The organism is Arenimonas sp. (assembly GCF_044348765.1).
Lineage (GTDB): Bacteria > Pseudomonadota > Gammaproteobacteria > Xanthomonadales > Xanthomonadaceae > Arenimonas.
In genome coordinates, this window is the sequence record NZ_JBIKSE010000013.1 from 1 (window position 1) to 20,913 (window position 20,913).

Genomic DNA, 20,913 nt, shown 5'->3' on the forward strand with positions numbered 1-20,913 from the left:
TCCCATCCCGAACACGGAAGTGAAACGCAACCGCGCCGATGGTAGTGTGATTCTGTCATGCAAGAGTAGGTCATCGCCAGGGTCTTTACCCCAACCCCCGGTCCTCATGGATCGGGGGTTTTTATTGTTGGAATTCCGGCTGAAATAATGCCCGATCCACCCCTATTGACGGGTCGAATTATGGTATTTTTAATCATTGTTTAACATTGATTAAGGTTCATGATGTCAGTCGTCACGGACTCATCGTCTGGATTGGAAGCCGCCCTTTCGCAAGCCGCCAAGCTGTTGGCGGAACAGCCCCGTTTGGCCGAGGCCCAGACCGATGAAATCCTTAAGCTATTGCCGGAGCAACCGAATGCGCTTCTGCTCAATGCCCTAGCCAAGGCAAAACAGGGCAAACTCGCATCCGCCGAGCTGGCACTGAAGCGTCTGGCTAGACTTCGCCCACAATGGTATGCCGTGCATCTCGAGCTCGGTCAGCTCTACCGTTTGATGGGTCTGGGCGATAAGGCGATGGCCGCGCTGCGCGAGTCCGTCGCGCTCAAGCCTGATTCGCCCAAGGCCTGGTTGGCGATTGCCGATATCCATTCCGCCAACGGCGACTCCGCTGCGGCCGATGCAGCCTATGCCATGCAATTACGTCATTCGGACAGTAATCCTCGACTTTTAGCCGCCGCCGCGGCCATGTGCGAGAACGCAGTTCCGGTTGCCGAACGGTCCTTGAAGGATTACCTGCAGGAAAATCCCACTGACGTTGCCGCCATCCGCATGCTGGCCGAAGTCGCCGCACGCCTCGGCCGTGACCAGGATGCCGAGCTCCTACTCGAGCGCTGTCTGGAGCTCTCACCAGGATTCAATTTCGCCCGCCAGAACTACGCCTACATTCTCAACCGCAACAACAGTTTCGCGAAAGTTCTGGAGCAGACGGAGATTCTTCTTGGAGCTGATCCGCGCAACATGAGCTACCGCAACCTCAAAGCCGTTGCGCTCGGAAAGATCGGCGATTTTGATGCCGCCATCGCGCTTTACCAGGAAGTGCTTGCCGAGCACCCGGGCTATTCGCGCATCTGGCATAGCTACGGACATACCCTGAAAACTGCCGGACGAACCGATGAGGCCGTAACTGCATATCGCCGCAGTATCAGCATCGAGCCGCATTATGGCGAGGCTTACTGGAGCCTCGCCAATCTGAAAACATTTGTGTTCACGGACGAAGACGTCATTGCCATGCAGGCACAGCTTGACCGCGGCGAGTTGGCTGCCGAAGATCGTTTCCATTTCGATTTTGCATTGGGCAAGGCTTTGGAGGACCGGCGCGACTATGAGCGTTCATTCCATCATTACGATAACGGCAACGGTCTGCGTAAAAGCTTGATTCAGTACAGTGCTGATCGCAATACCCTCAAGCTGCGTCAGAATCAGCGCTTGTTCGATGCGGAATTCTTCCAGAAACGCTCCGGTTTCGGCGTTACCGATGCCGATCCCATTTTCATTCTCGGCATGCCGCGGGCAGGATCGACGCTATTGGAACAGATCCTTTCCAGCCATTCGCAGGTGGAGGGCACCATGGAGTTACCGGACATCATTTCGGTGACCAAGGATCTTTATCGTCGTCAGAGTGATACCTCTGCCGGTACCTATTATCCAATGTTGCCAGCAATGAGTGCCGAACAAGCGGCTGTTTATGGTCGACGCTATATCGAAAATACCCGCATCCAGCGACGCACCGAAGCGCCGTTCTTCATCGATAAGATGCCGAATAATTATGCGCACATCGCATTGATTCGTTTGATGCTACCCAATGCAAAAATCATCGATGCGCGTCGACATCCATTGGCCTGCTGCTTTTCTAATTTCAAGCAGCATTTCGCCCGAGGCCAGAATTTTAGCTACAGTCTCGATGACATGGGCCGCTACTATCGGGACTATGTCGAGCTAATGGCGCATTTCGATGAGGCGTTGCCCGGTAGCATCCACCGCGTACATTACGAAAATATGGTCGAAGATACCGAAAACGAGGTCCGGCGTCTGTTGGCCTATTGCGGCCTGCCGTTCGAAGACGGCTGTCTGCGTTTCTTCGAGAATAATCGCCCAGTACGCACCGCCAGTTCCGAGCAGGTGCGTCGGCCGATTTATAAAGAGGGTGTCGATCACTGGCGCCATTTCGAAACCTGGTTGGGGCCTTTGAAAGACGTATTGGGCCCCGTCCTCGAGCAGTACCCGGAAGCTCCGGTTTTCCTGAAAACAGCAGTACAACACCAACGAAAGGGAGAGTAAATGAAAACACAAAAAAATATGAGGCCGAAACTGAGGATGTCACGATTGCCGCTCACGGCTGCAATCTACATGGCACTCAGCACGGCGGCTTTGGCTAGCCCGGATGACCAGGCTGCGACCGAAGACAAAAAAGCCGTCCTTGACACGGTGACCGTGACCGCACAGAAGCGAACGGAAAACCTACAGGAAGTACCCATCAGCATCCAGGTCCTGGGAACCCAGAAGCTCACCGAAATGAATGTCAATGATTTCGATGATTATGCCAAGCTCCTGCCCAGCCTGTCTTATACCCAAGGCGAGGGCGGCGGTTCTGATCCCTATATCCGCGGCGTGGTCAGTGGTGGTGACGGCAACCATTCCGGCCCTTCACCGTCGGTCGGAATCTATCTGGACGAGCAGCCGGTTACCGGTGTCGGCGGCTCCATCGAACCGCATATCTACGACATCGAACGCGTCGAAGCACTGGCCGGTCCGCAGGGCACCCTGTACGGCGCCAGCTCGCAGTCCGGTACTATCAAGATCATTACCAACAAGCCCGACTCCAGCAGTTTTGCGGCTGGCTATGCTTTTGAAGTAAATAGCATCAGTGGCGGTGGCGATGGTCATGTTGCCGAAGGATTCCTCAATCTTCCGCTGTCGGATGTTGCCGCACTGCGTGTGGTCGGTTGGGATAAGAGAGAAGCTGGATGGATTGATAACGTCTATAACGAACGTACTTTCCCGACGTCTGGCATCACTATGAATAATGCGGATCTGGTCGAAGAAAATTACAACGATTCACATACGACCGGTGCCCGTGCTGCCCTGAAAGTCGATCTTGGCGAGAACTGGTCAATCATGCCCAGCATCATGACTCAGAAGGAAACCACTAACGGTAGTTTCGCGTTCGATCCAGTCGTTGGGGACCTGAACATCTCGCGTTACTATCCCGAGTCGCTGGAAGACAAATTCACTCAGGTCGCCCTGACCGTGACCGGCAAAATCGGCAATTTCGATCTGGTCTATGCGTTCTCCACGCTCGACCGCGACGGCAAGGCCGAATCCGACTACAACGATTACGGCTTCTGGTATGACGTGGTTTCCGGTTACGGCGCCTATGCTTACGACAACAACGGCGATTACATCAATCCTTCACAGATCACCTTGAGCGAAGGTCACCAGACCAAGCGCAGCCACGAACTGCGTATTTCCTCGCCGCAGGACGAGCGCTTCCGTTTCATCGGCGGTTATTTCCAGATCGACCAGTACCGCGATATCCAGGAACGCTACATGATCGCCGACTGGTACGACGGCTATGAAGTGACCGGCTGGGAAGACACTATCTGGTTGACCAAGCAGGACCGTCGCGACAGCGAACAGGCCGTGTTCGGTGAGTTCAGCTTCGATTTTACTGACAAGCTGACCGCGACTGCCGGCTTCCGCTATTTCGAGAATGACAATAGTCTGCGCGGCTTCTTCGGTTTCTCGCGGGGTTTCTCGAGTCAGGGCAGCAAACCGGGCAACCAGCGTTATGGCGAAGCCGGCTGCGCTTTCGTCTGGGGCAGCACCAATCCGGCCAATTGGCCGAAGTTCAACGGCGCACCCTGCGAATTCATCCGCGATCCGGATGGCAGTCTCGGTAAAACCACCAAGGAAAACGGGACACTCGGAAAGTTCAACGTCACCTACAAACTGGATGACACCAAGCTGATTTACGGCACCTGGTCGGAAGGTTACCGCCCCGGCGGCATCAACCGCCGCGCCACCCTGCCGCCGTATCAAGCCGATTACCTGACTAACTGGGAGCTTGGCTGGAAAACTAGCTGGATGGACAACCGCTTGACCTTCAACGGCGCATTGTTCCGTCAGGAATGGGAAGACTTCCAATTCACCATTCTCGGGCAGAACGGTTTGACGGAGATCAAGAACGCCAACCAGGCGCGTATTGACGGACTGGAAATGGATGTCAACTTCGCCGCGACCTACAATCTGCAGCTCAGTGCTGGTGTGGCGTTTTACGATGCCAAGCTGACCGAGAACTACTGCGGCTTCACCGACGATGACGGCAATCCGGTGACGGACTGTGCCGATCCGGAAGCGCCCACGGGCACGCGTCTGCCGGTGACTGCGGATTTCAAAGGCAACCTGAATGCGCGTTACACCTTCGACTGGAACGGGTACGAGCCCTTCATCCAGGGTTCGGTGGTGTATGAAGGACGTCGTACCAGCGATCTGCGGATCATAGAGCGCGAGATTCTGGGCGATATGCCCTCTTACACCATGTTCGATCTCTCGGCCGGCATCCGCAAGGACAGCTGGACCTTGAATCTGTACGTCAAGAATCTGTTCGATGAACGCGCCGAGTTCAACCGGTTCACCATGTGCGCTGTCACCGTCTGCGGTGCTTCCGGGCTTGTTCCGGAATATCCGGATGGCCAGGTGTACACCGTGGCCGCCCAGCCACGCACCATCGGTCTGCGTTTCTCGCAGGAATTCTGATCAATCCAAGCTGGAACGGAAAACCCCCGGCATGCCGGGGGGTTTTCTTTGGCTGGAAACCGCCGAAATCAGTCGAGCGCGTAGCCGAACTGCTGCTTGAACTGCATGGCGAATTGGGCGTAGCTGAAGCGCTGGTTCTGCGGGCCGAGATGCTCGATTTTGAGCGCGCCCATCAGTGAAGCGATACGGCCGGCGGTGGCCATGTCCATGCCTTTCATCAACCCGAAAATCAGGCCGGCGCGATAGGCATCGCCGCAACCGGTCGGATCGACCACCCGGATGGCGTTGGCGGCAGGAATCTGCAGCAGGCCGTCGGCGGTATGGATTTCCGAACCCTTGTCGCCGCGGGTGATGATGTAGCCCTGCACACGGCTACAGATTTCAGCCGTGCTCAGTCCGGTCTTGTCGCTCATCAGCAGCGATTCGTAGTCGTTTACAGTGACGTAAGTCGCCTGCTCGATCATCTGCTTCAGTTCGTCGCCGTTGAACAGCGGCATCGCCTGACCCGGATCAAATATGAATGGGATGCCGGATTCACTGAATTCCCGGCAGTTCTGCAGCATGGCTTCGTAGCTGTCCGGTCCGACGATGCCGAAACCGACATCGGGCACATCCTTCACATGGTTCTCGAAGGAGCGCATCATCGCGCCGGGGTGGAAGGCGGTGATCTGGTTATCGTCGAGATCCGTGGTGATGAAAGCCTGTGCGGTGTAAAGGTCGGGCACGACTTTGATATGAGTCAGCGGGATGCCGCAGTACTCGAAATGTTCGCGGTAGGATTCGAAGTCCTGGCCGACGGTTGCCATCGGTACCGGTTTTCCGCCCAGAAGGTTCAGGTTGTAGGCGATATTGCCGGCACAACCCCCGAATTCGCGGCGCATCCGTGGCACGAAAAACGAGACGTTGAGGATATGCACCTTGTCGGGCAGGATATGGTTCTTGAACTGGTCCTGGAACACCATGATGGTGTCGAAGGCCAGGGAACCGCAAATCAGTGCACGAGACATCGTAAATCCCTGAAATCCATAAGGTCCGCCATTTTACCCGATTGGGCGACATCTGTCTGAATTTCAAGGAAACATGAAACAGGGATCGCTTGTCCCGGCTGGCCGGAAACGGTATCCTATTGATTCGCTCCAATCCTAATTTTATAAGGCTTTCCACGATGTTTAAAAAGCTCCGCGGTCTTTTCTCCAATGACCTGTCCATCGACCTTGGAACAGCCAACACCCTGATTTATGTGCGTGGTCAAGGCATCGTACTGAACGAGCCATCCGTAGTCGCTATCCGAACCGGACGCAACAGCCACCATTCGCATACCGTCGCCGCCGTCGGCACTGATGCCAAGCAGATGCTGGGACGGACTCCGGGCAACCTTACGGTCGTGCGACCGATGAAAGACGGCGTCATCGCGGATTTCACCTATACCGAAGAAATGCTCAAGCACTTCATCCGCAAAGTGCATACCTCGCGCTTTCTGCGTCCGAGCCCGCGCGTACTGATCTGCGTACCCTGCGGCTCGACCCAGGTCGAACGCCGTGCCATCAAGGAATCGGCGCTTGAAGCGGGTGCCCGCGATGTATTCATCATCGAAGAACCGATGGCGGCCGCCATCGGTGCCGGTATTCCGGTTGCTGAGGCGCGCGGCTCGATGGTCATCGACATCGGTGGCGGCACCACCGAAATCGCAGTGATTTCCCTCAACGGCATTGTGTATGCGCAGTCGGTCAAGATCGGCGGCGACCGTTTCGACGAGGCCATCGTCAATCACGTGCGTCGTACCCGTGGCACGCTGATCGGTGATGCGACTGCGGAAAAGATCAAGCTTGAAATCGGTTGCGCCTTTCCGCAACAGGACATCAAGGAAATGCGTATTTCCGGGCGAAATCTGGCTGAAGGCGTGCCACGTGAAATCGTATTGAATTCGAACGATGTTCTGGAGGCCTTGCGCGAACCACTGTCGGGCATCGTCAGTTCCATCAAACTGGCACTGGAGCAGACGCCGCCGGAGCTCTGTTCCGACATGACCGAGCGGGGTATTGTGCTGACCGGCGGTGGCGCACTGCTGACCGATCTCGACAAGCTTATATCCGACAAGACCGGCCTTCACGTTCATGTCGCCGATGATCCATTGACCTGCGTCGCCCGTGGCGGCGGCAAGGCCCTTGATCTGATCGATATGCACGGCGGCGGCGAATTCTCGACACGCGAATGATCCGTGGCATCGGATAATCGCATTTCGCTCCGGATCGGCAGCGGCATCGGCGCCTGGCTGCCGATTCTTTTTTATGTCGCTGCTGCTTTATGCCTTATGGCCATTGATGCGCGCTTTTCCATCGGCAGCGAAATCCGCAGCCGGGCCAATGTATTGGTATCGCCAGTCTGGTGGCTGGCATCGCAGCCGCAAAAGCTCTGGCAAGGCGGGGTCGCGGCATTGAGTACCAATGACAGCCTGCAACAACGCATCAATGTACTTGAAAAGGAGAAGTTCAAAACCGATCTGGCATTGCAGCAGATGCTGGCTGTCCAGTCGGAAAATGCACAGTTGCGCAAACTGCTTATGGGGCGCCAGCGACTGGCACCGACGGCACGCGTGGTCGAATTACTGAATATCAATCCAGATGCGTCACAGAAACGATTCGTCATCAGCGAGGGTGCCCGCCAGAATGTCCGTGTCGGCCAGGTCTTGATTGATGCCAACGGACTGGTCGGACAGGTTGCCGAAGTCCATCCTTCAAGCGCAGTCGTCATCGGAGTCACCGATGCCGATCATGCAGTGCCGGTCCTGGTCGCGCGTTCCGGCTTCCGAAGCGTGCTGTTCGGTCAGGGCAGTGATAACCGTCTGTCACTGGCCAACCTTACGCCGAGTGATGATGTCAAAGCAGGGGATATCCTGCTGACATCCGGAATTGGCGGAGGTTTTCCTCCCGGGATTCCGGTTGGCCAGGTCAAAGCCTTCAGGCAGGATCCGTCACTGACGTTCATCAGCGCACAGGTGCAGCCGTTTGCCCGCCCGCACTATGGCCGGCATTTGCTTCTGCTTGAGATCTTGCCTGCAGCAGCGCCCGGTCCGCTGCCGGCAGTCCAGACCGCTGTGTCGGATCCAGTCAAGGGCGGTAAACCGTGATCCGGCGCGATACTCCTGTACTGCGCTGGCTGAGTTTGGTTGCGGCCTTCCTGTTCATGGAGTTTCCGTTTCCAGACTGGCTTTCCGCGCCCCGTCCTTTTCTGCTTGCGTTAGTTGTGGCCTATTGGATTCTTGAAACGCCCCAGAAAATGGGACTTGGCCGTGTATTCCTGATTGGCTTGCTGCTCGATCTGGTCAATTTTTCCATGCTTGGCGAACATGCCTTGCGATTGCTTCTTATAGGCGGAATATTGCATCTGATGCGCAGCCGGTTCCATTTTTATCTGGCCTGGCAGCAGTCCGGCTTCTTGATGCTGATACTGTATGCGGATCTGGTTGTACTCTGGCTGATGCGACTATCGCAGGGTCTGCCAATGGAACAGGCCGAAATCTGGGGCTCGCCGATTCTGGCATTACTGATCTGGCCATGGCTCTACATATTTCTGGATAATCTGCGTGTGCAGAGTCGCGGCCGCTGAGCATGGCGGCGACGATCAAGAATACCTATTTTGAAGCCGAACTGTTCCGGCAGCGGACATTCATGGCTACATTGCTGGTTACGGCAGTGATGGCCGCCCTCCTGTTCGGCTATTTCAATCTGCAGGTTCTGCGTTTTGATGAATATCGCGAACAGGCCGACAGCAACCGCATACGCCTCAAGCCGACTATGCCTGCACGCGGGCTGATATACGACAGCAAAGGCCGTCTGCTGACCGACAACGTATCTGCCTACCGTCTGGAGCTTACGCCGGAGCGGGTCGATGACATTGATGCCACACTGTTGCAGTTGGGCAATCTGGTCGTATTGTCGAAGGACGATTTGCGGCGCTTCCGCCGCGCCATGGACAGCTCTCGTAAATTCCTGCCGATTACGGTGAAGCTGCGCCTCAGTGAAGAAGAGGTTGCCCGGTTTTCAGTGAACCGATTCCGGTTTCCGGGTGTTGAGGTGACGCCATATCTTACGCGCCGTTATCTTTATGATGATCTATTCGCGCATGTCATCGGATATGTCGCCCGGTTGGATGAAGCCGATCTGAAAGCGATGGGTGATGAGCGCTATTCGGTACTGACGCATACCGGAAAGACCGGTCTCGAGCGCGCCTATGAAGCACAACTGCGCGGGACTATCGGTTACGAAGAAGTCGAAACCAATGCGCGCGGTCGTTCCCTGGGTGTACTCAAACGCCATATCTCCCAGGCAGGCACCGATCTCAAGCTAAACATTGATGCCGATCTGCAGAAAGCCACCGTCGCTGCATTCGGTGAGCTGACCGGGTCGGCGGTGGCAGTTGACCCCAATACCGGTGGAGTATTGGCGATGGTCAGCCTACCCTCGTTCAACACCAATCTTTTCGTCAACGGCATTTCGACCGCGGACTACGCTGCGCTATCCACCAATCCGTCGCGGCCGCTGTTCAACCGCAATGTCCGTGGCGGGACGCCACCGGGATCTACGATCAAGCCATTCGTGGCATTGGCAGGTCTTGAGTCCGGAATGCGCGCACCAGAAGACACCATATATTCGAGCGGCGAGTTCTTCATACCCGGCCAACGCCGTGGCTACCGGGACTCACATGCCGGCGGACATGGTAACGTCGATATGTATGCTTCTATCGCTGAATCAGTAAATACTTATTACTACAAACTGGCGATGGACATGGGTATTGCCAAGTTCGATGCCTATATGCGTCGTTATGGATTCGGACAGCCGACCGGTATCGATTTGGTCGGTGAAATTCCGGGCACCTTGCCGTCACCCGAATGGAAGCGCAAGCGATTCAACCAGCCCTGGTATTTGGGTGAAACCGTGATTGCTGGCATCGGCCAAGGTTATTGGGTCGTTACCCCGTTGCAACTGGCGCAAGGTACGGCCAGTCTTGCCAATGGTGGTCGTCGCATTCCACTTCGCCTGGTACAGGCAACCCGTACCGGATTGCATCAGGCATGGCAGCCACTGCCGGCAGCACAGACCACTTCAATCGGCGCCAACGCTTCACAGTTGCAGGCGATCCGTACCGGAATGGAAGCAACCATGCATACCCGCAAGGGCACTGGATGGGCGATTGCACTCGGCTCGCCCTATCGCATTGCCGGAAAAACAGGAACCGTGCAGAAAATCAGCCGTCGCGGCAATGTCAGCATGGATCCCCGTAGTCTGCCCCTGCATCTGCGCCATCAGGCGCTGTTCATCGGCTATGCACCGGCGGATAACCCGAAAATTGCCGTAGTAGTGGTGGTCGAGCATGGCGGTTACGGTGCCAGCACGGCCGGGCCGATTGCGCGCAAGATGATGGATGCCTATTTGCTACCTAAGACCGAACAAGTGGTCCTGGAGACAGCCAATGATTGAACTGCTCGCCGGATTCCGTGAATTCATCGCACGGCTGCTGTCACGTGTCGATGCACCGCTGATGGCAGCATTGACTGCACTGATGATAGTCAGTCTGTTGGTACAGTCCAGTGTCGGTGACGATGCATTGCATGTAGTGATGGCACAGATCGTGCGATTCGCTCTCGGGTTGGCCGCCTTACTGCTGTTAGCCAATACTAAGCCCGCTACACTGCGGTCTTGGACGCCCTGGATTTATGCCGGCACGCTGTCTTTGATGCCGCTGGTATTCATTTTCGGTAGCGGCCGCAGCGCCAATCTCTGGCTAGATCTCGGCGTGTTCTATTTGCAGCCGGGCGAGCTGTTGAAATTGAGTGTACCGATGATGCTGGCCTGGTACCTCCAGCGTGAAACTTTACCGCCGAGCTGGAAGACGCTGTTAGTCAGCGCCGTCATCATCGGTCTGCCGGTGTTGCTGATCGTGAAGCAGCCCGATTTCGGTACCGGTATGTTGGTCGCCGCATCAGGAGGATTCGCCTTGTTTCTGGCCGGCTTGCAGTGGCAGCGTATTTTGGCTGCATTCGGTATGACTGCCATTGCGGTTCCCATCGGCTATCAATTACTGATGCCGTATCAGAAAGACCGTATCATGGTATTTCTGAGTCCGGAAAGTGCCCCCCAAGGCGCGGGGTGGAATATCATTCAATCCAAGATCGCGATCGGCTCTGGCGGTTTCAGCGGCAAGGGTTGGGGCGAAAGCACCCAGGCGGCGCTCGATTTTTTGCCCGAGCATACGACCGATTTCGCTTTTTCGGTTTATTCTGAAGAGTGGGGCTGGCTCGGCGTGCTTTTGCTGATGGCTCTGTACTTTTTCGTCATTGTCCGCTGCCTCTGGATGGCGATGCAAGCCAGAGATAGCTATTCACGCCTATTGGCCGGCACCTTAGCGTTGACTTTCTTCATCTATATCGTAGTCAATGGCGGCATGGTCGCCGGGTTCCTGCCTGTTGTCGGGGTGCCGATGCCTTTGATCAGTTACGGCGGCACTTCCGCCGTATCATTGTTGGCCGGATTCGGACTCATCATGTCCGTATTCGCGCACCGAAAACATATGGGTGACTAACTCCCATGTATGCCTAACGAAATACCAAGTACCTTCCCTGACTTTACTGGATGAATTCCGATGCTGCCACCGCGCGATGATCTGCATTTTCTCTTATTTGATTGGCTACATGCGGAGAATCTCTCCGTAATTCCGGAGTTTGCGCACGCTGATACTGAAACCATGCAGGCCATGCTTGATGCCGCGCTGATTCTGGCCGAAACGGAGTTCCTTGCGCATGCGGCGAAATCTGATGCCAATCCGCCGCAATTCAAGGATGGCCGCGTGCAATTGATGCCGGAAATCGCTCAGGCATTGGCGGCCTATCGCGACTCTGGATTTTTCGGCATGGGAACTCCGACAGCCGAAGGCGGCCTTGGCCTTCCATATACACTGGTTGCGACGCTTGGGGGCATTTTTTCCTGCGCCAATGTTGCGACCAACGGCTATGCGTTTCTCACCAAGGCTGCCGCCAATCTGATCCGCGAGGTCGGCAGTGAAGACCAGAAGCGTCGCTACCTCCCTCCGATGGTCGAGGGTCGTTGGTACGGAACGATGTGTCTTTCAGAGCCCCAGGCCGGTTCCAGTCTCGCCGATATCCGCACCATCGCCGAGCCGCTTCCGGACGGACGCTACGCTCTGCGCGGAAACAAAATGTGGATCAGCAGCGGTGACCATGAAATTTCTGAGAACATCGTGCATCTGGTGCTAGCCAAGATTCCGGGCGGCCCTGCGGGCAGTAAGGGCATTTCGCTGTTCATCGTGCCGCGTCGGCACGTGGATGCCGATGGCAACGCGACTGCCCGCAACGGCGTCACTCTGCTCGGATTGAACCACAAGCTCGGTACGCATGGCCAGGTCAATTGCCTGCTCGGCTTCGGTGAAAATGAAGTCTGCATCGGCGAGTTGGTCGGTGCACCTCACGACGGCCTGCGCGGCATGTTCGTGATGATGAATGAGGCCCGTATCGGTGTCGGTATCGGCGCCACCATGGGCGGCTATGCCGGTTACCGTGCGGCACTGGCTTACGCCAAAGACCGCCGTCAGGGCAGAGCCGTGGGTGAGCGCGATCCGTCTTCACCGATGATTCCTATCATCGCGCATGCTGATGTCCGCCGCATGCTGCTGCGTGCCAAGAGTTATGTGGAAGGCGGGCTGGCACTGTGTCTCTATGCAGCGCGTCTTGTCGATGAAGCGAAGTCCGGCGGCGCAGCGGCAGCTGAGTCCCAGGCACTGGTCGACCTGCTGACGCCGATCGTAAAAGCCTGGCCGTCGGATTATGCTTTGGAAGCGAACTCCATTGCGATTCAAGTGCATGGCGGTGCCGGCTATACGCGTGATTTTCCGGTTGAACGCCTCTGGCGAGAAAACCGCATCAATGCCATCCATGAAGGCACTAACGGCATCCAAGCCATGGATCTGCTTGGTCGGAAATTATTGGCGGATGGCGGCCGTGCATTTGCATTGCTGAGCGCGCGTGTCGAAAGTACACTCGCCGCTGCCCGCAATAATGGGGTACTCGCACCATTGGCCGAGGTTCTGGCAATGCGCTGGGCGAAGTTTGCTTCCGCCATTCATGCCGCCGGCGCAGCTGCTCGTACCGACATGGACTTGGCGCTGGCCAACGCCTATCTTATGCTGGATGCGATGGGGCATGCTGTCGTGGCCTGGCTCTGGTTAGATCAGGCCTTGACCGCTTCACGATTACAGGCCGAGGCCCGCGGTCCGCATCTGGCCCTGCTTCAGGGAAAAATCGCCGCCGCGCAATACTTCATCACCTGGGAACTTCCGGCCAAGGACGCACAGCTCGAGCGCTTCACCGCACTCGACCCGCTCTGCCGGGATCTGGATCCGCATGTGCTTTGACTATAGTTATAGACGCATAACGGCGGCAAATGAACTGTGGTAATTTGGACTCATACGGATGAAAGAACAAGGATGCAAGACATGAAAAATATTCCGATGCTGGTGATGACTCTCGCGCTGGCCAGTTGCACCGGTACGCCGGTCAAGCAAGCTATAGCGCCTTCGAAGCCGGTTACGGTTCCCGTTCCCCTACCGCCGCCGGCAGAAAGTGAGCCTTTGAGTACGGATCTGCAAACACGCAAGCAGCAATTCATCGCCGAGACTGCAAAGAAATATGGCATTCCTGAAAGTGAAATCAGCGTTACCCTGTCCAAAGCGGTTTACAGGCAGTCGATCGTCAATGCTATGGCCCGTCCGGCGGAATCGACCAGGACCTGGGCGCAATACCGTCCCATCTTCCTCACCGATGGAAGAATCCGGCAGGGCCGTACCTATTATGCCGACAACCGCGTCAGCATCGAGGATGTTGCTACCAAGAGTGGTGTGCCGTCTGAAATGATCCTGGCCATCATGGGCGTTGAAACCGGATGGGGCGGTAACATGGGAAGCCATAATGTCTTGGATGCACTGTACACTCTGGCCTTCCATTATCCGATTATCAACGGCAAACCTAATCCGGCGCGATCCGCTTTCTTCACCGATGAGCTGGGTCAGTTGTTCGCATTAGTACGCGAGGAAGGATTCGATATCCATGCATTAAAGGGCAGCTATGCCGGCGCCATGGGCCTGGGTCAATTCATGCCTTCGAGCTACCGAAGATATGCGGTGGATGGCGACGCTGACGGCCGCCGTGATCTGTTCGGATCGAAGAAAGACGCTTTTGCATCAATCGCCAATTACTTCAATGGTTTCGGCTGGCAAAGCGGCAAGCCGGTGTTCGTCCGGGCAGTTGCCGCCCCGGGTGCCGCGCCGTATAAACCGGAAAACTGGGAGGCGAAGTTCACCTTGGCCGAACTCGCCGCCAGAGGCTATGCGCCGGTCCGTCCCGTGCAGAACCTGCCGTCAACCTTGCTGACGCTTGAAGGCGCGCAGGGTACCGAACATTGGATTGGGTTCAAGAACTTCTGGGTGATTACCCGCTACAACCGCTCGCCGATGTATGCCATGGCGGTCTGGCAGCTCTCGCAGGAAATCGCACAGCAATCCTACGGGGCGCCGGAAGATTCTTTCACAAGCGCCCAGGCTCCGGCCAAATAATGACTGCGTTGAAGTTCGCGCCTTTATTGGCGCTCATGCTCGCAGCTTGCAGCAGTGCGCCGCCGCGGCCCGAGGTGTCGTCGCCGGCGCTACTACAGCCGCCACCACAGCCGTCACAGGCGCAGACTCCAACGGTGTCGTCATTGCCGGAAAGCTCCGGAGAGGCCGAGCGCAACAACGCCCGCGTCTGCCGGCAGGTGATGCAGCATGACGAGCGCAATTACACCAAAGGCGGACTGTATGCGCCCGGGATTGCCGATGCCCACCCGGATGGCGAGCTCGACATCAGACTGCTGAAAGAGCCGGTGCCGCGCGCCGAACCGAAATCGAGGGTCGGCAACCGCTCGCCATACAAAGTACTTGGCCGCAATTACTACGTGCGTGATTCTGCGGAGGGCTACAAGGAGCGCGGAATTGCGTCCTGGTACGGTACCAAATTCCACGGACGTACCACCTCCAGCGGTGAAATCTATGACATGTGCCAGTTCAGCGCCGCCCACAAGTCCCTACCGATTCCCAGTTTCGTCCGCGTAACCCGGCTTGATACCGGGCAATCGGTGATCGTGCGTGTCAACGACCGTGGGCCATTCCATGAGGGCCGCATCATCGATCTGAGCTTTGCCGCCGCCACAAAGCTCGGCATCAACCGTCTCGGAACGGCAAAGGTTGAGGTCGAAGCCGTCAGCAATCTCGAAGATCTACCGCCGGTGCTGGTAACGAAGACGCCGGAAAGCGATAAACATTATCTTCAGGCCGGCTCCTTTGCCAGCGAAGACAATGCCAAAGCCCTGAAAGATCTTCTGCGCGACATTTCCATTGATACTGCTTTCATACAGAAGGCCCGGACTGAACAGGGATCGGTCTGGCGGGTAAGGATTGGTCCCTTGAATAGTCTGGAAATCGAGCGAATCCAGCAGTTATTGCAGGAAAACGGCTTGCAAGGGGTCCGTGTCGGGGCCGAATAGCCTAAAATGGCGGGGTAGGATCCCCTTTTTGGAGCTTTCATGCGATTTCCCCCTTATCTTGCGGCCTGTGCCGCGTTGTGCGCAATGGCTGTGGCTGTTGCGCAATCCGTCCCGGTGCCGAATGCGACCCCGGCAACTTCCGTGCAGATTCCGGCCGCCCCGGCGCCGGCCGGCGCTTCAGCATGGCTGTTGATGGATTTCAGTAATGGCCAAGTTTTGGCCGGTGCCAATCCGGATGCCCGTGTTGAACCTGCCAGCATCACCAAGGTGATGACTTCCTATGTGGTCGCTGCCGAAATGAAAGCCGGAAAGATCAAGCGTAGCGATCAGGTGCTGATCAGCGAAAACGCCTGGCGTGGCGGTGGTGGCGGTACCGATGGATCCACCAGCTTTCTGCCACTGGGCAGCACGGTCAGTCTGGATGAACTTGAGCGCGGCATGGTCATCCAGTCCGGCAACGACGCCGCGATCGCCTTGGCCGAGCATGTGGCCGGTTCCGAGGTGGCATTCGTGGAGTTGATGAACACCTATGCCAAGAAAATCGGCATGAACAATACCAACTTCGTCAATCCGCATGGCCTTTCGGATCCTAATCATTATTCGACCGCGCGTGATCTGGCGCTGATGGGACGCGCGATGATACGTGACTTCCCAGAAGCCTATTCGTACAACAAGATCAGGGAATACACGGTCAACGGCATCCGTCAGCACAACCGCAACGGCCTGCTGTGGAGGGACGCCTCGGTCGATGGCATCAAAACTGGCCACACCTCGGCCGCCGGCTATTGCCTGCTGGCCTCGGCCAAGCGCGGCGAACAGCGGCTGGTGTCGGTGGTGCTGGGTATCCAAACCGACTCCCAGAAGCAGGGCTTCGATTTGCGCGAAAACGGCAATCTGGCGCTGCTGAACTGGGGCTTTCGTTTCTATGAAACCCGTACGCTGTATACGCCTGACAAAATCATCGCTTCGCCGCGCGTCTGGAAAGGCAAAGGCAATGTCGTGACGCTGGCCGTGGCTTCGCCCTTCAGCGTGTCCCTGCCACGTGGTAAGTTTGATGCTTTAAAAGCCAACATCGATCTGCCCAAACATGTCATCGCACCGCTGGCTGCCGGCCAGAAAGTCGGCACGCTGAAAATCAGTCTCGACGGCAAAGTGGTGGCGGAAGCCCCGCTGGTCGCCACGACCGCGGTGGCCAAAGCCGGGTTTTTCGGACGTCTGTGGGACGGTTTCCTGATGTGGTGGGACAACTTGTAATCCTGAGTCATTCCGTAACAAAAAAGCCGGCTTGCACCGGCTTTTTTGTTTCTCGGACAGTACTTATTTGGAAGGCGTGGTCGTGGCGGTCAGGCCGCGGCGTTTCAGCAGCGGCTGGATGTCGGGAGAACGGCCGCGGAAATCCTCGAACAGCTTCATGGCATCCTCGCTGCCGCCACGCGAGAGCAGAGTCTTGCGGAAGTGATCGCCGTTCTCGCGTTTCAGGCCGCCGTTTTCCTTGAACCATTCGACCGAGTCGGCATCCAGCACTTCACTCCACAGGTAGGAGTAATAACCGGCCGAATAGCCGCCGATGATGTGGCTGAAATAGGTGGTGCGGTAACGCGGTGGAACCAGAGCCATATTGATGCCGGCTTCGTCAAGCGCTTTGCTTTCAAACGCCAGGACACCATCGGCGCCGGGAAGCTGCTCGGCGGTTTTCTGATGCCAGGCCTGGTCGATGATGGAAGCGGCCAGGTATTCGGTGGTGCGGAAACCCTCGTTGAACTGGGCCGCCGCCTGAACCTTGTCCAACAGCACCTGTGGAATCTGCACGCCGGTCTGGTAATGCTTGGCGTAATTGCTCAGGATGGTCGGATCGGTCGCCCACATTTCGTTGACCTGCGAGGGATATTCGACGAAATCACGCGGCACCGAGGTGCCTGAGAAGCGCGGATACTTCACGTCCGAGAACATGCCATGCAGCGCATGGCCGAACTCATGGAACATGGTGGTGACTTCATCGAAGGTCAGCAGCGTGGGTTCGCCTTCCGGGGGCTTCGGTACGTTCAGATGGTTTGCCACCACCGGGGTATTTCCAGTCAATCGGTTCTGTGCCACATAGGCGTTCATCCACGCGCCGCCGCGTTTGTTGTCGCGCGCATACATGTCGGCGATGAACAGAGCCAGATGGCTGCCATCGGCATCGAACACTTCATAGACCGTGGTGTCTTCGTGGTATTTCGGAAGATCGTCGCGGCGCTTGAAGGTCAGACCGTACAGTTTTTCGGCCGCGTAGAATACGCCGTTTTCAAGAACGTTGGTCATTTCGAAATAAGGGCGCAGCTGCGACTCATCAAAAGCATAGCGGTCCTTACGGACCTTCTCGGCATAGTACGACCAGTCCCAGGCTGCTAGCTGGAACTTGCCCTTTTCGGCGTCGACCACTTTCTGCATGTCGGCCGCTTCTTTCTTGGCGTTGGCCACAGCCGCCGGTGCCAGGCCGAACAGCATCTTGTTGACGGCGTCCGTGGTCTTCGCGGTGGCATCCTCCAGCACGTATTCGGCATGGTTGCCGTAGCCGAGTAGTTTAGCGCGCTGGGCGCGTAGCTTCACGATTTCGGCGAACACGGCACGGTTGTCGAACTCACCGCCCTGGCTGCCGCGGGCAATCGAGGCCTTCTGAATGCGTTCACGCAGTGCACGGTTGTCGAGGGAGTCCAGCGCCGGCTGTCCGGAGGTATTGAGCAGCGCGATGACATACTTGCCGTCCATGCCACGGGCCTTGGCCACGGCGGCGGCGGCCGCAATGTCGGAATCGGACATGCCAGCGAGATCTTCCTTGCGGTCGACCACGATGGCGGCAGCGTTGACTTCCTTCTGCACATTCTGGCTGAAGGTAGTCTGCAGGCCAGCTAATTTGGCATTGATGTCTTTCAGTGCGACCTTGTCGGCATCATTCAATTGCGCACCTTCGCGCACGAAGTCGGTGTGGTAGCGTTCGAGCAGGCGCTTGGATTCGGCATCCAGTCCCAGGCTGTCGCGCTGGTCATACAGTGTCTTGACCCGGGCATACAGTTTACCGTTGAGCGTGATGGCATCGGAGTAGGCCGACAGTTTCGGGGCTAGTTCCGCTTGCAGCTTAAGCATATCCGGATTGTTATTGGTGCCGATCAGGCTGAAGAATACGGTGGATACGCGGTCGAGCACCTGTCCGGATTTCTCCATCGCCACGATGGTGTTTTCGAAGGTCGGCTTGGCGGGATTATTTGCAATTTTCTCGATATCGGCTGCACCCTCTTTCATGCCGGCTTCAAAGGCAGGGCCGTAGACGGTATTATTGATTTTGTCGAACTGCGGATACTGGTAGGGCAGCGGGCTTTTCTGGAAGAACGGATTCATGGCTTGCGCGGATTCCTTGGTGGCGGCAGCCTGTGCCGATTCGGAAGGCAGGCCGAGGCTGGCGGTGGCCAAGGCCAGGGCGATGGCGAGGGTGACGGGATTTTTCGACATGGGAAAGGACCTTTAGTGGATAACTCCCCGATTTTACGTGAAAGCGCGTTAATTAAATGTGCCGAAAGGCATATCCGGCCCGGTCCGACCTTGGGTTTTGCCCGGATTGCCCCGATAATGAGGACATGACTACCGACCCCCCCCCTGAAAAAGGCTTTACCTTCCCGGGCGTATTTGAAATCACCGCTTTGGGCAGTGCCGCTGCCCATCTGGAATCGGCCGTTCCGCACGAACTGGAGCAGGCCGGGCTGACCGTGCTGCATGAAACCGTGTCCAGCCGCGCCTCCAGTGCCGGCCGTTTCGTTTCGGTTAGCCTGCAATTCAAAGCTGAAACCCGTACTGATTACGAAGCCGCACATAATGCGTTGCGGGCCCACCCCGAGATCAAGTGGACGCTATAACACCGTCCTGGCAGATTCGCCGGCTCGGCATCCAACCCTATTCACCGGTCTGGGATGCGCAGGAGCGGCATACCGCCGAACGTGGGGATAACGATGGCCGGGACGAGCTCTGGTTGCTCCAGCACATGCCCGTTTATACCCTCGGCCAGACCGGCAAACCCGAACATGTGCTGCTGCCGGGCGCTATTCCGATTATCCGCTGCAACCGCGGCGGACAAGTCACCTATCACGGCCCAGGTCAGATTGTGGCCTATCCGCTGGTAAATATCCGGCGCTTGGGCATCGGGGTGCGCGAATTGGTCACCCGTATCGAGCAGGCATTGATCGATACCCTTGCACATTGGGATATTGTCGCCGAACGGCGTTCCGGGGCACCTGGGGTATACGTGGGCGCCGCTAAGATCGCCGCCCTCGGCCTGCGTGTGAAGCATGGTTGCAGCCTTCATGGCTTGGCTTTCAACATCGCTATGGATCTGGCGCCGTTCCATGGCATCAATCCCTGCGGGTATGCCGGCCTGGAAGTGACGCAGATGGTAGAATTGAATCCAGCCGCGGGCCTGGATCAGGTCGAGCCCATACTGGTGGCGCAGCTCTCGCAGCAGCTGGGATTGACCCCAGTCTGGACCGATGCGTTGCCGCCGGCATTCCTTCCCGAAACGTGAGAGCGTAATGTCCAAGGATAAAACCATCGCCGCGCAGACCGTCACCAGCCTCGAGGCCGGTGTGAAGCAGTTGGGCGAAAACAAAATTGCACGCAGTCCGGTCAATTTCGCCGAGGCGCCGGTATTGCGCAAACCGAGCTGGATACGCGTCCGTATTCCATCTGGAAACGCCGTCGCAAAATTGAAATCGCAGCTGCGCGAGAACCGATTGGTCACCGTGTGTGAAGAAGCCAGCTGCCCGAACATCCATGAGTGTTTCAGCCACGGTACCGCCACCTTCATGATCCTGGGCGAGGTTTGTACCCGGCGTTGCAGTTTCTGCGATGTCGCGCATGGCCGCCCGAAGCCGCCGGACGCGTCCGAGCCGCTGAATCTAGCCAAAACCATCGCTGACATGAAGCTGCGCTATGTGGTGATCACCTCGGTCGACCGTGACGATCTGCGTGATGGTGGTGCCGAACACTTCACCCGCTGCATCGAAGAGGTCCGGCGTTTCAGCCCGGGCATCAAGATTGAAATCCTGACCCCGGACTTTCGCGGCAAAGGCCGTATGGAGCGCGCATTGGAGCTACTCAACCAGGCGCCGCCGGATGTCTTCAACCACAATTTGGAAACTGTGCCTGATTTATATCCGAATGTACGGCCCGGGGCCGATTACCAATGGTCTCTGAATTTGCTTAAAGAGTTCAAAGCCGCCAATCCGGGAGTGCCGACTAAATCCGGCATTATGCTCGGCCTGGGTGAAACCATGGAACAGGTCCAGAAGACGCTCCGGGATCTGCGCGTGCATGACGTCGACATGATCACGGTCGGCCAGTATCTGCAGCCGACTCCGCACCATCATCCGGTCATGCGCTACTGGACTCCGGAAGAATTCGCCGAAATCGAAGCTTACGGGAACCAACTGGGCTTCACCCATGTCGCATCAGGGCCGATGGTGCGTTCCAGCTACCACGCAGACCGCATGGCTATGGATGCCGGCTTCGTCGAGGCCTGACCCAACCAATGGCCCATGCTTTTTCC

At 57.0% G+C, this 20,913-nt stretch carries 16 protein-coding genes; 14 read left to right on the plus strand and 2 right to left on the minus strand.

Annotation, left to right across the window (positions count from 1 at the left end; all coding sequences use genetic code 11):
• Positions 1–219 precede the first annotated feature (219 nt).
• A complete protein-coding gene (locus ACIQ0Q_RS03605; protein WP_395771583.1) occupies positions 220–2,277 on the plus strand; it encodes a tetratricopeptide repeat-containing sulfotransferase family protein in 2,058 nt (685 codons plus the stop codon).
• Positions 2,278–2,313: 36 nt separating this feature from the next.
• Positions 2,314–4,755: a TonB-dependent receptor gene (locus ACIQ0Q_RS03610; RefSeq protein ID WP_395771584.1), complete on the plus strand. Its 2,442-nt coding sequence runs from the start codon at positions 2,314–2,316 to the stop codon at positions 4,753–4,755.
• A gap of 68 nt (positions 4,756–4,823) precedes the next feature.
• On the opposite strand, the gene ACIQ0Q_RS03615 is transcribed toward ACIQ0Q_RS03610, so the two are convergent.
• Positions 4,824–5,762 carry a carbohydrate kinase family protein gene (locus ACIQ0Q_RS03615; protein WP_395771585.1) on the minus strand — a complete coding sequence of 313 codons (939 nt, stop codon included), beginning with the start codon at positions 5,760–5,762 and terminating at the stop codon, positions 4,824–4,826.
• A gap of 158 nt (positions 5,763–5,920) precedes the next feature.
• Between ACIQ0Q_RS03615 and ACIQ0Q_RS03620 the strand changes: the two genes are divergently transcribed.
• From ACIQ0Q_RS03620 to ACIQ0Q_RS03660, 9 genes are all read left to right on the plus strand, one after another.
• Complete coding sequence (locus tag ACIQ0Q_RS03620; RefSeq protein WP_395771586.1) at positions 5,921–6,970, plus strand: rod shape-determining protein; 1,050 nt, start codon at positions 5,921–5,923, stop codon at positions 6,968–6,970.
• A gap of 3 nt (positions 6,971–6,973) precedes the next feature.
• On the plus strand, positions 6,974–7,882 hold the full coding sequence (gene mreC / locus ACIQ0Q_RS03625; protein WP_395771587.1) for a rod shape-determining protein MreC: 909 nt from the start codon (positions 6,974–6,976) through the stop codon (positions 7,880–7,882).
• Entirely contained in the window at positions 7,879–8,361 is a 483-nt protein-coding gene (mreD, locus tag ACIQ0Q_RS03630; RefSeq protein ID WP_395771588.1) for a rod shape-determining protein MreD, read from the plus strand. Before mreC ends, mreD begins: the two co-directional genes overlap by 4 nt.
• A 2-nt stretch (positions 8,362–8,363) precedes the next feature.
• Positions 8,364–10,232 (plus strand): penicillin-binding protein 2, encoded by a 1,869-nt coding sequence (gene mrdA / locus ACIQ0Q_RS03635; RefSeq protein ID WP_395771589.1) that lies wholly within the window; start codon positions 8,364–8,366, stop codon positions 10,230–10,232.
• Positions 10,225–11,334 carry a rod shape-determining protein RodA gene (gene rodA, locus ACIQ0Q_RS03640; RefSeq protein WP_395771590.1) on the plus strand — a complete coding sequence of 370 codons (1,110 nt, stop codon included), beginning with the start codon at positions 10,225–10,227 and terminating at the stop codon, positions 11,332–11,334. The genes mrdA and rodA overlap by 8 nt, the downstream gene beginning before the upstream one ends.
• Before the next feature lie 60 nt (positions 11,335–11,394).
• Positions 11,395–13,179, plus strand: coding sequence for an acyl-CoA dehydrogenase (locus ACIQ0Q_RS03645; protein WP_395771591.1), 1,785 nt, complete (start codon positions 11,395–11,397; stop codon positions 13,177–13,179).
• An 81-nt stretch (positions 13,180–13,260) separates the two neighbouring features.
• Complete coding sequence (gene mltB / locus ACIQ0Q_RS03650) at positions 13,261–14,376, plus strand: lytic murein transglycosylase B (RefSeq protein WP_395771592.1); 1,116 nt, start codon at positions 13,261–13,263, stop codon at positions 14,374–14,376.
• Complete coding sequence (locus ACIQ0Q_RS03655) at positions 14,376–15,341, plus strand: septal ring lytic transglycosylase RlpA family protein (RefSeq protein WP_395771593.1); 966 nt, start codon at positions 14,376–14,378, stop codon at positions 15,339–15,341. The genes mltB and ACIQ0Q_RS03655 overlap by 1 nt, the downstream gene beginning before the upstream one ends.
• A gap of 39 nt (positions 15,342–15,380) precedes the next feature.
• Positions 15,381–16,595 (plus strand): D-alanyl-D-alanine carboxypeptidase family protein, encoded by a 1,215-nt coding sequence (locus ACIQ0Q_RS03660; RefSeq protein ID WP_395771594.1) that lies wholly within the window; start codon positions 15,381–15,383, stop codon positions 16,593–16,595.
• A gap of 63 nt (positions 16,596–16,658) precedes the next feature.
• On the opposite strand, the gene ACIQ0Q_RS03665 is transcribed toward ACIQ0Q_RS03660, so the two are convergent.
• Positions 16,659–18,827, minus strand: coding sequence for a M3 family metallopeptidase (locus tag ACIQ0Q_RS03665; RefSeq protein ID WP_395771595.1), 2,169 nt, complete (start codon positions 18,825–18,827; stop codon positions 16,659–16,661).
• Positions 18,828–18,952: 125 nt separating this feature from the next.
• On the opposite strand from ACIQ0Q_RS03665, the gene ACIQ0Q_RS03670 reads away from it, so the two are divergent.
• The 3 genes from ACIQ0Q_RS03670 to lipA are packed head-to-tail and all read left to right on the plus strand — an operon-like array spanning position 18,953 to position 20,887.
• Positions 18,953–19,228, plus strand: coding sequence for a DUF493 family protein (locus ACIQ0Q_RS03670; RefSeq protein ID WP_395771596.1), 276 nt, complete (start codon positions 18,953–18,955; stop codon positions 19,226–19,228).
• Positions 19,216–19,890 (plus strand): lipoyl(octanoyl) transferase LipB, encoded by a 675-nt coding sequence (gene lipB / locus ACIQ0Q_RS03675; protein ID WP_395771597.1) that lies wholly within the window; start codon positions 19,216–19,218, stop codon positions 19,888–19,890. Before ACIQ0Q_RS03670 ends, lipB begins: the two co-directional genes overlap by 13 nt.
• 7 nt (positions 19,891–19,897) lie before the next feature.
• Entirely contained in the window at positions 19,898–20,887 is a 990-nt protein-coding gene (gene lipA, locus ACIQ0Q_RS03680; protein WP_395771598.1) for a lipoyl synthase, read from the plus strand.
• Positions 20,888–20,913 lie beyond the last annotated feature (26 nt).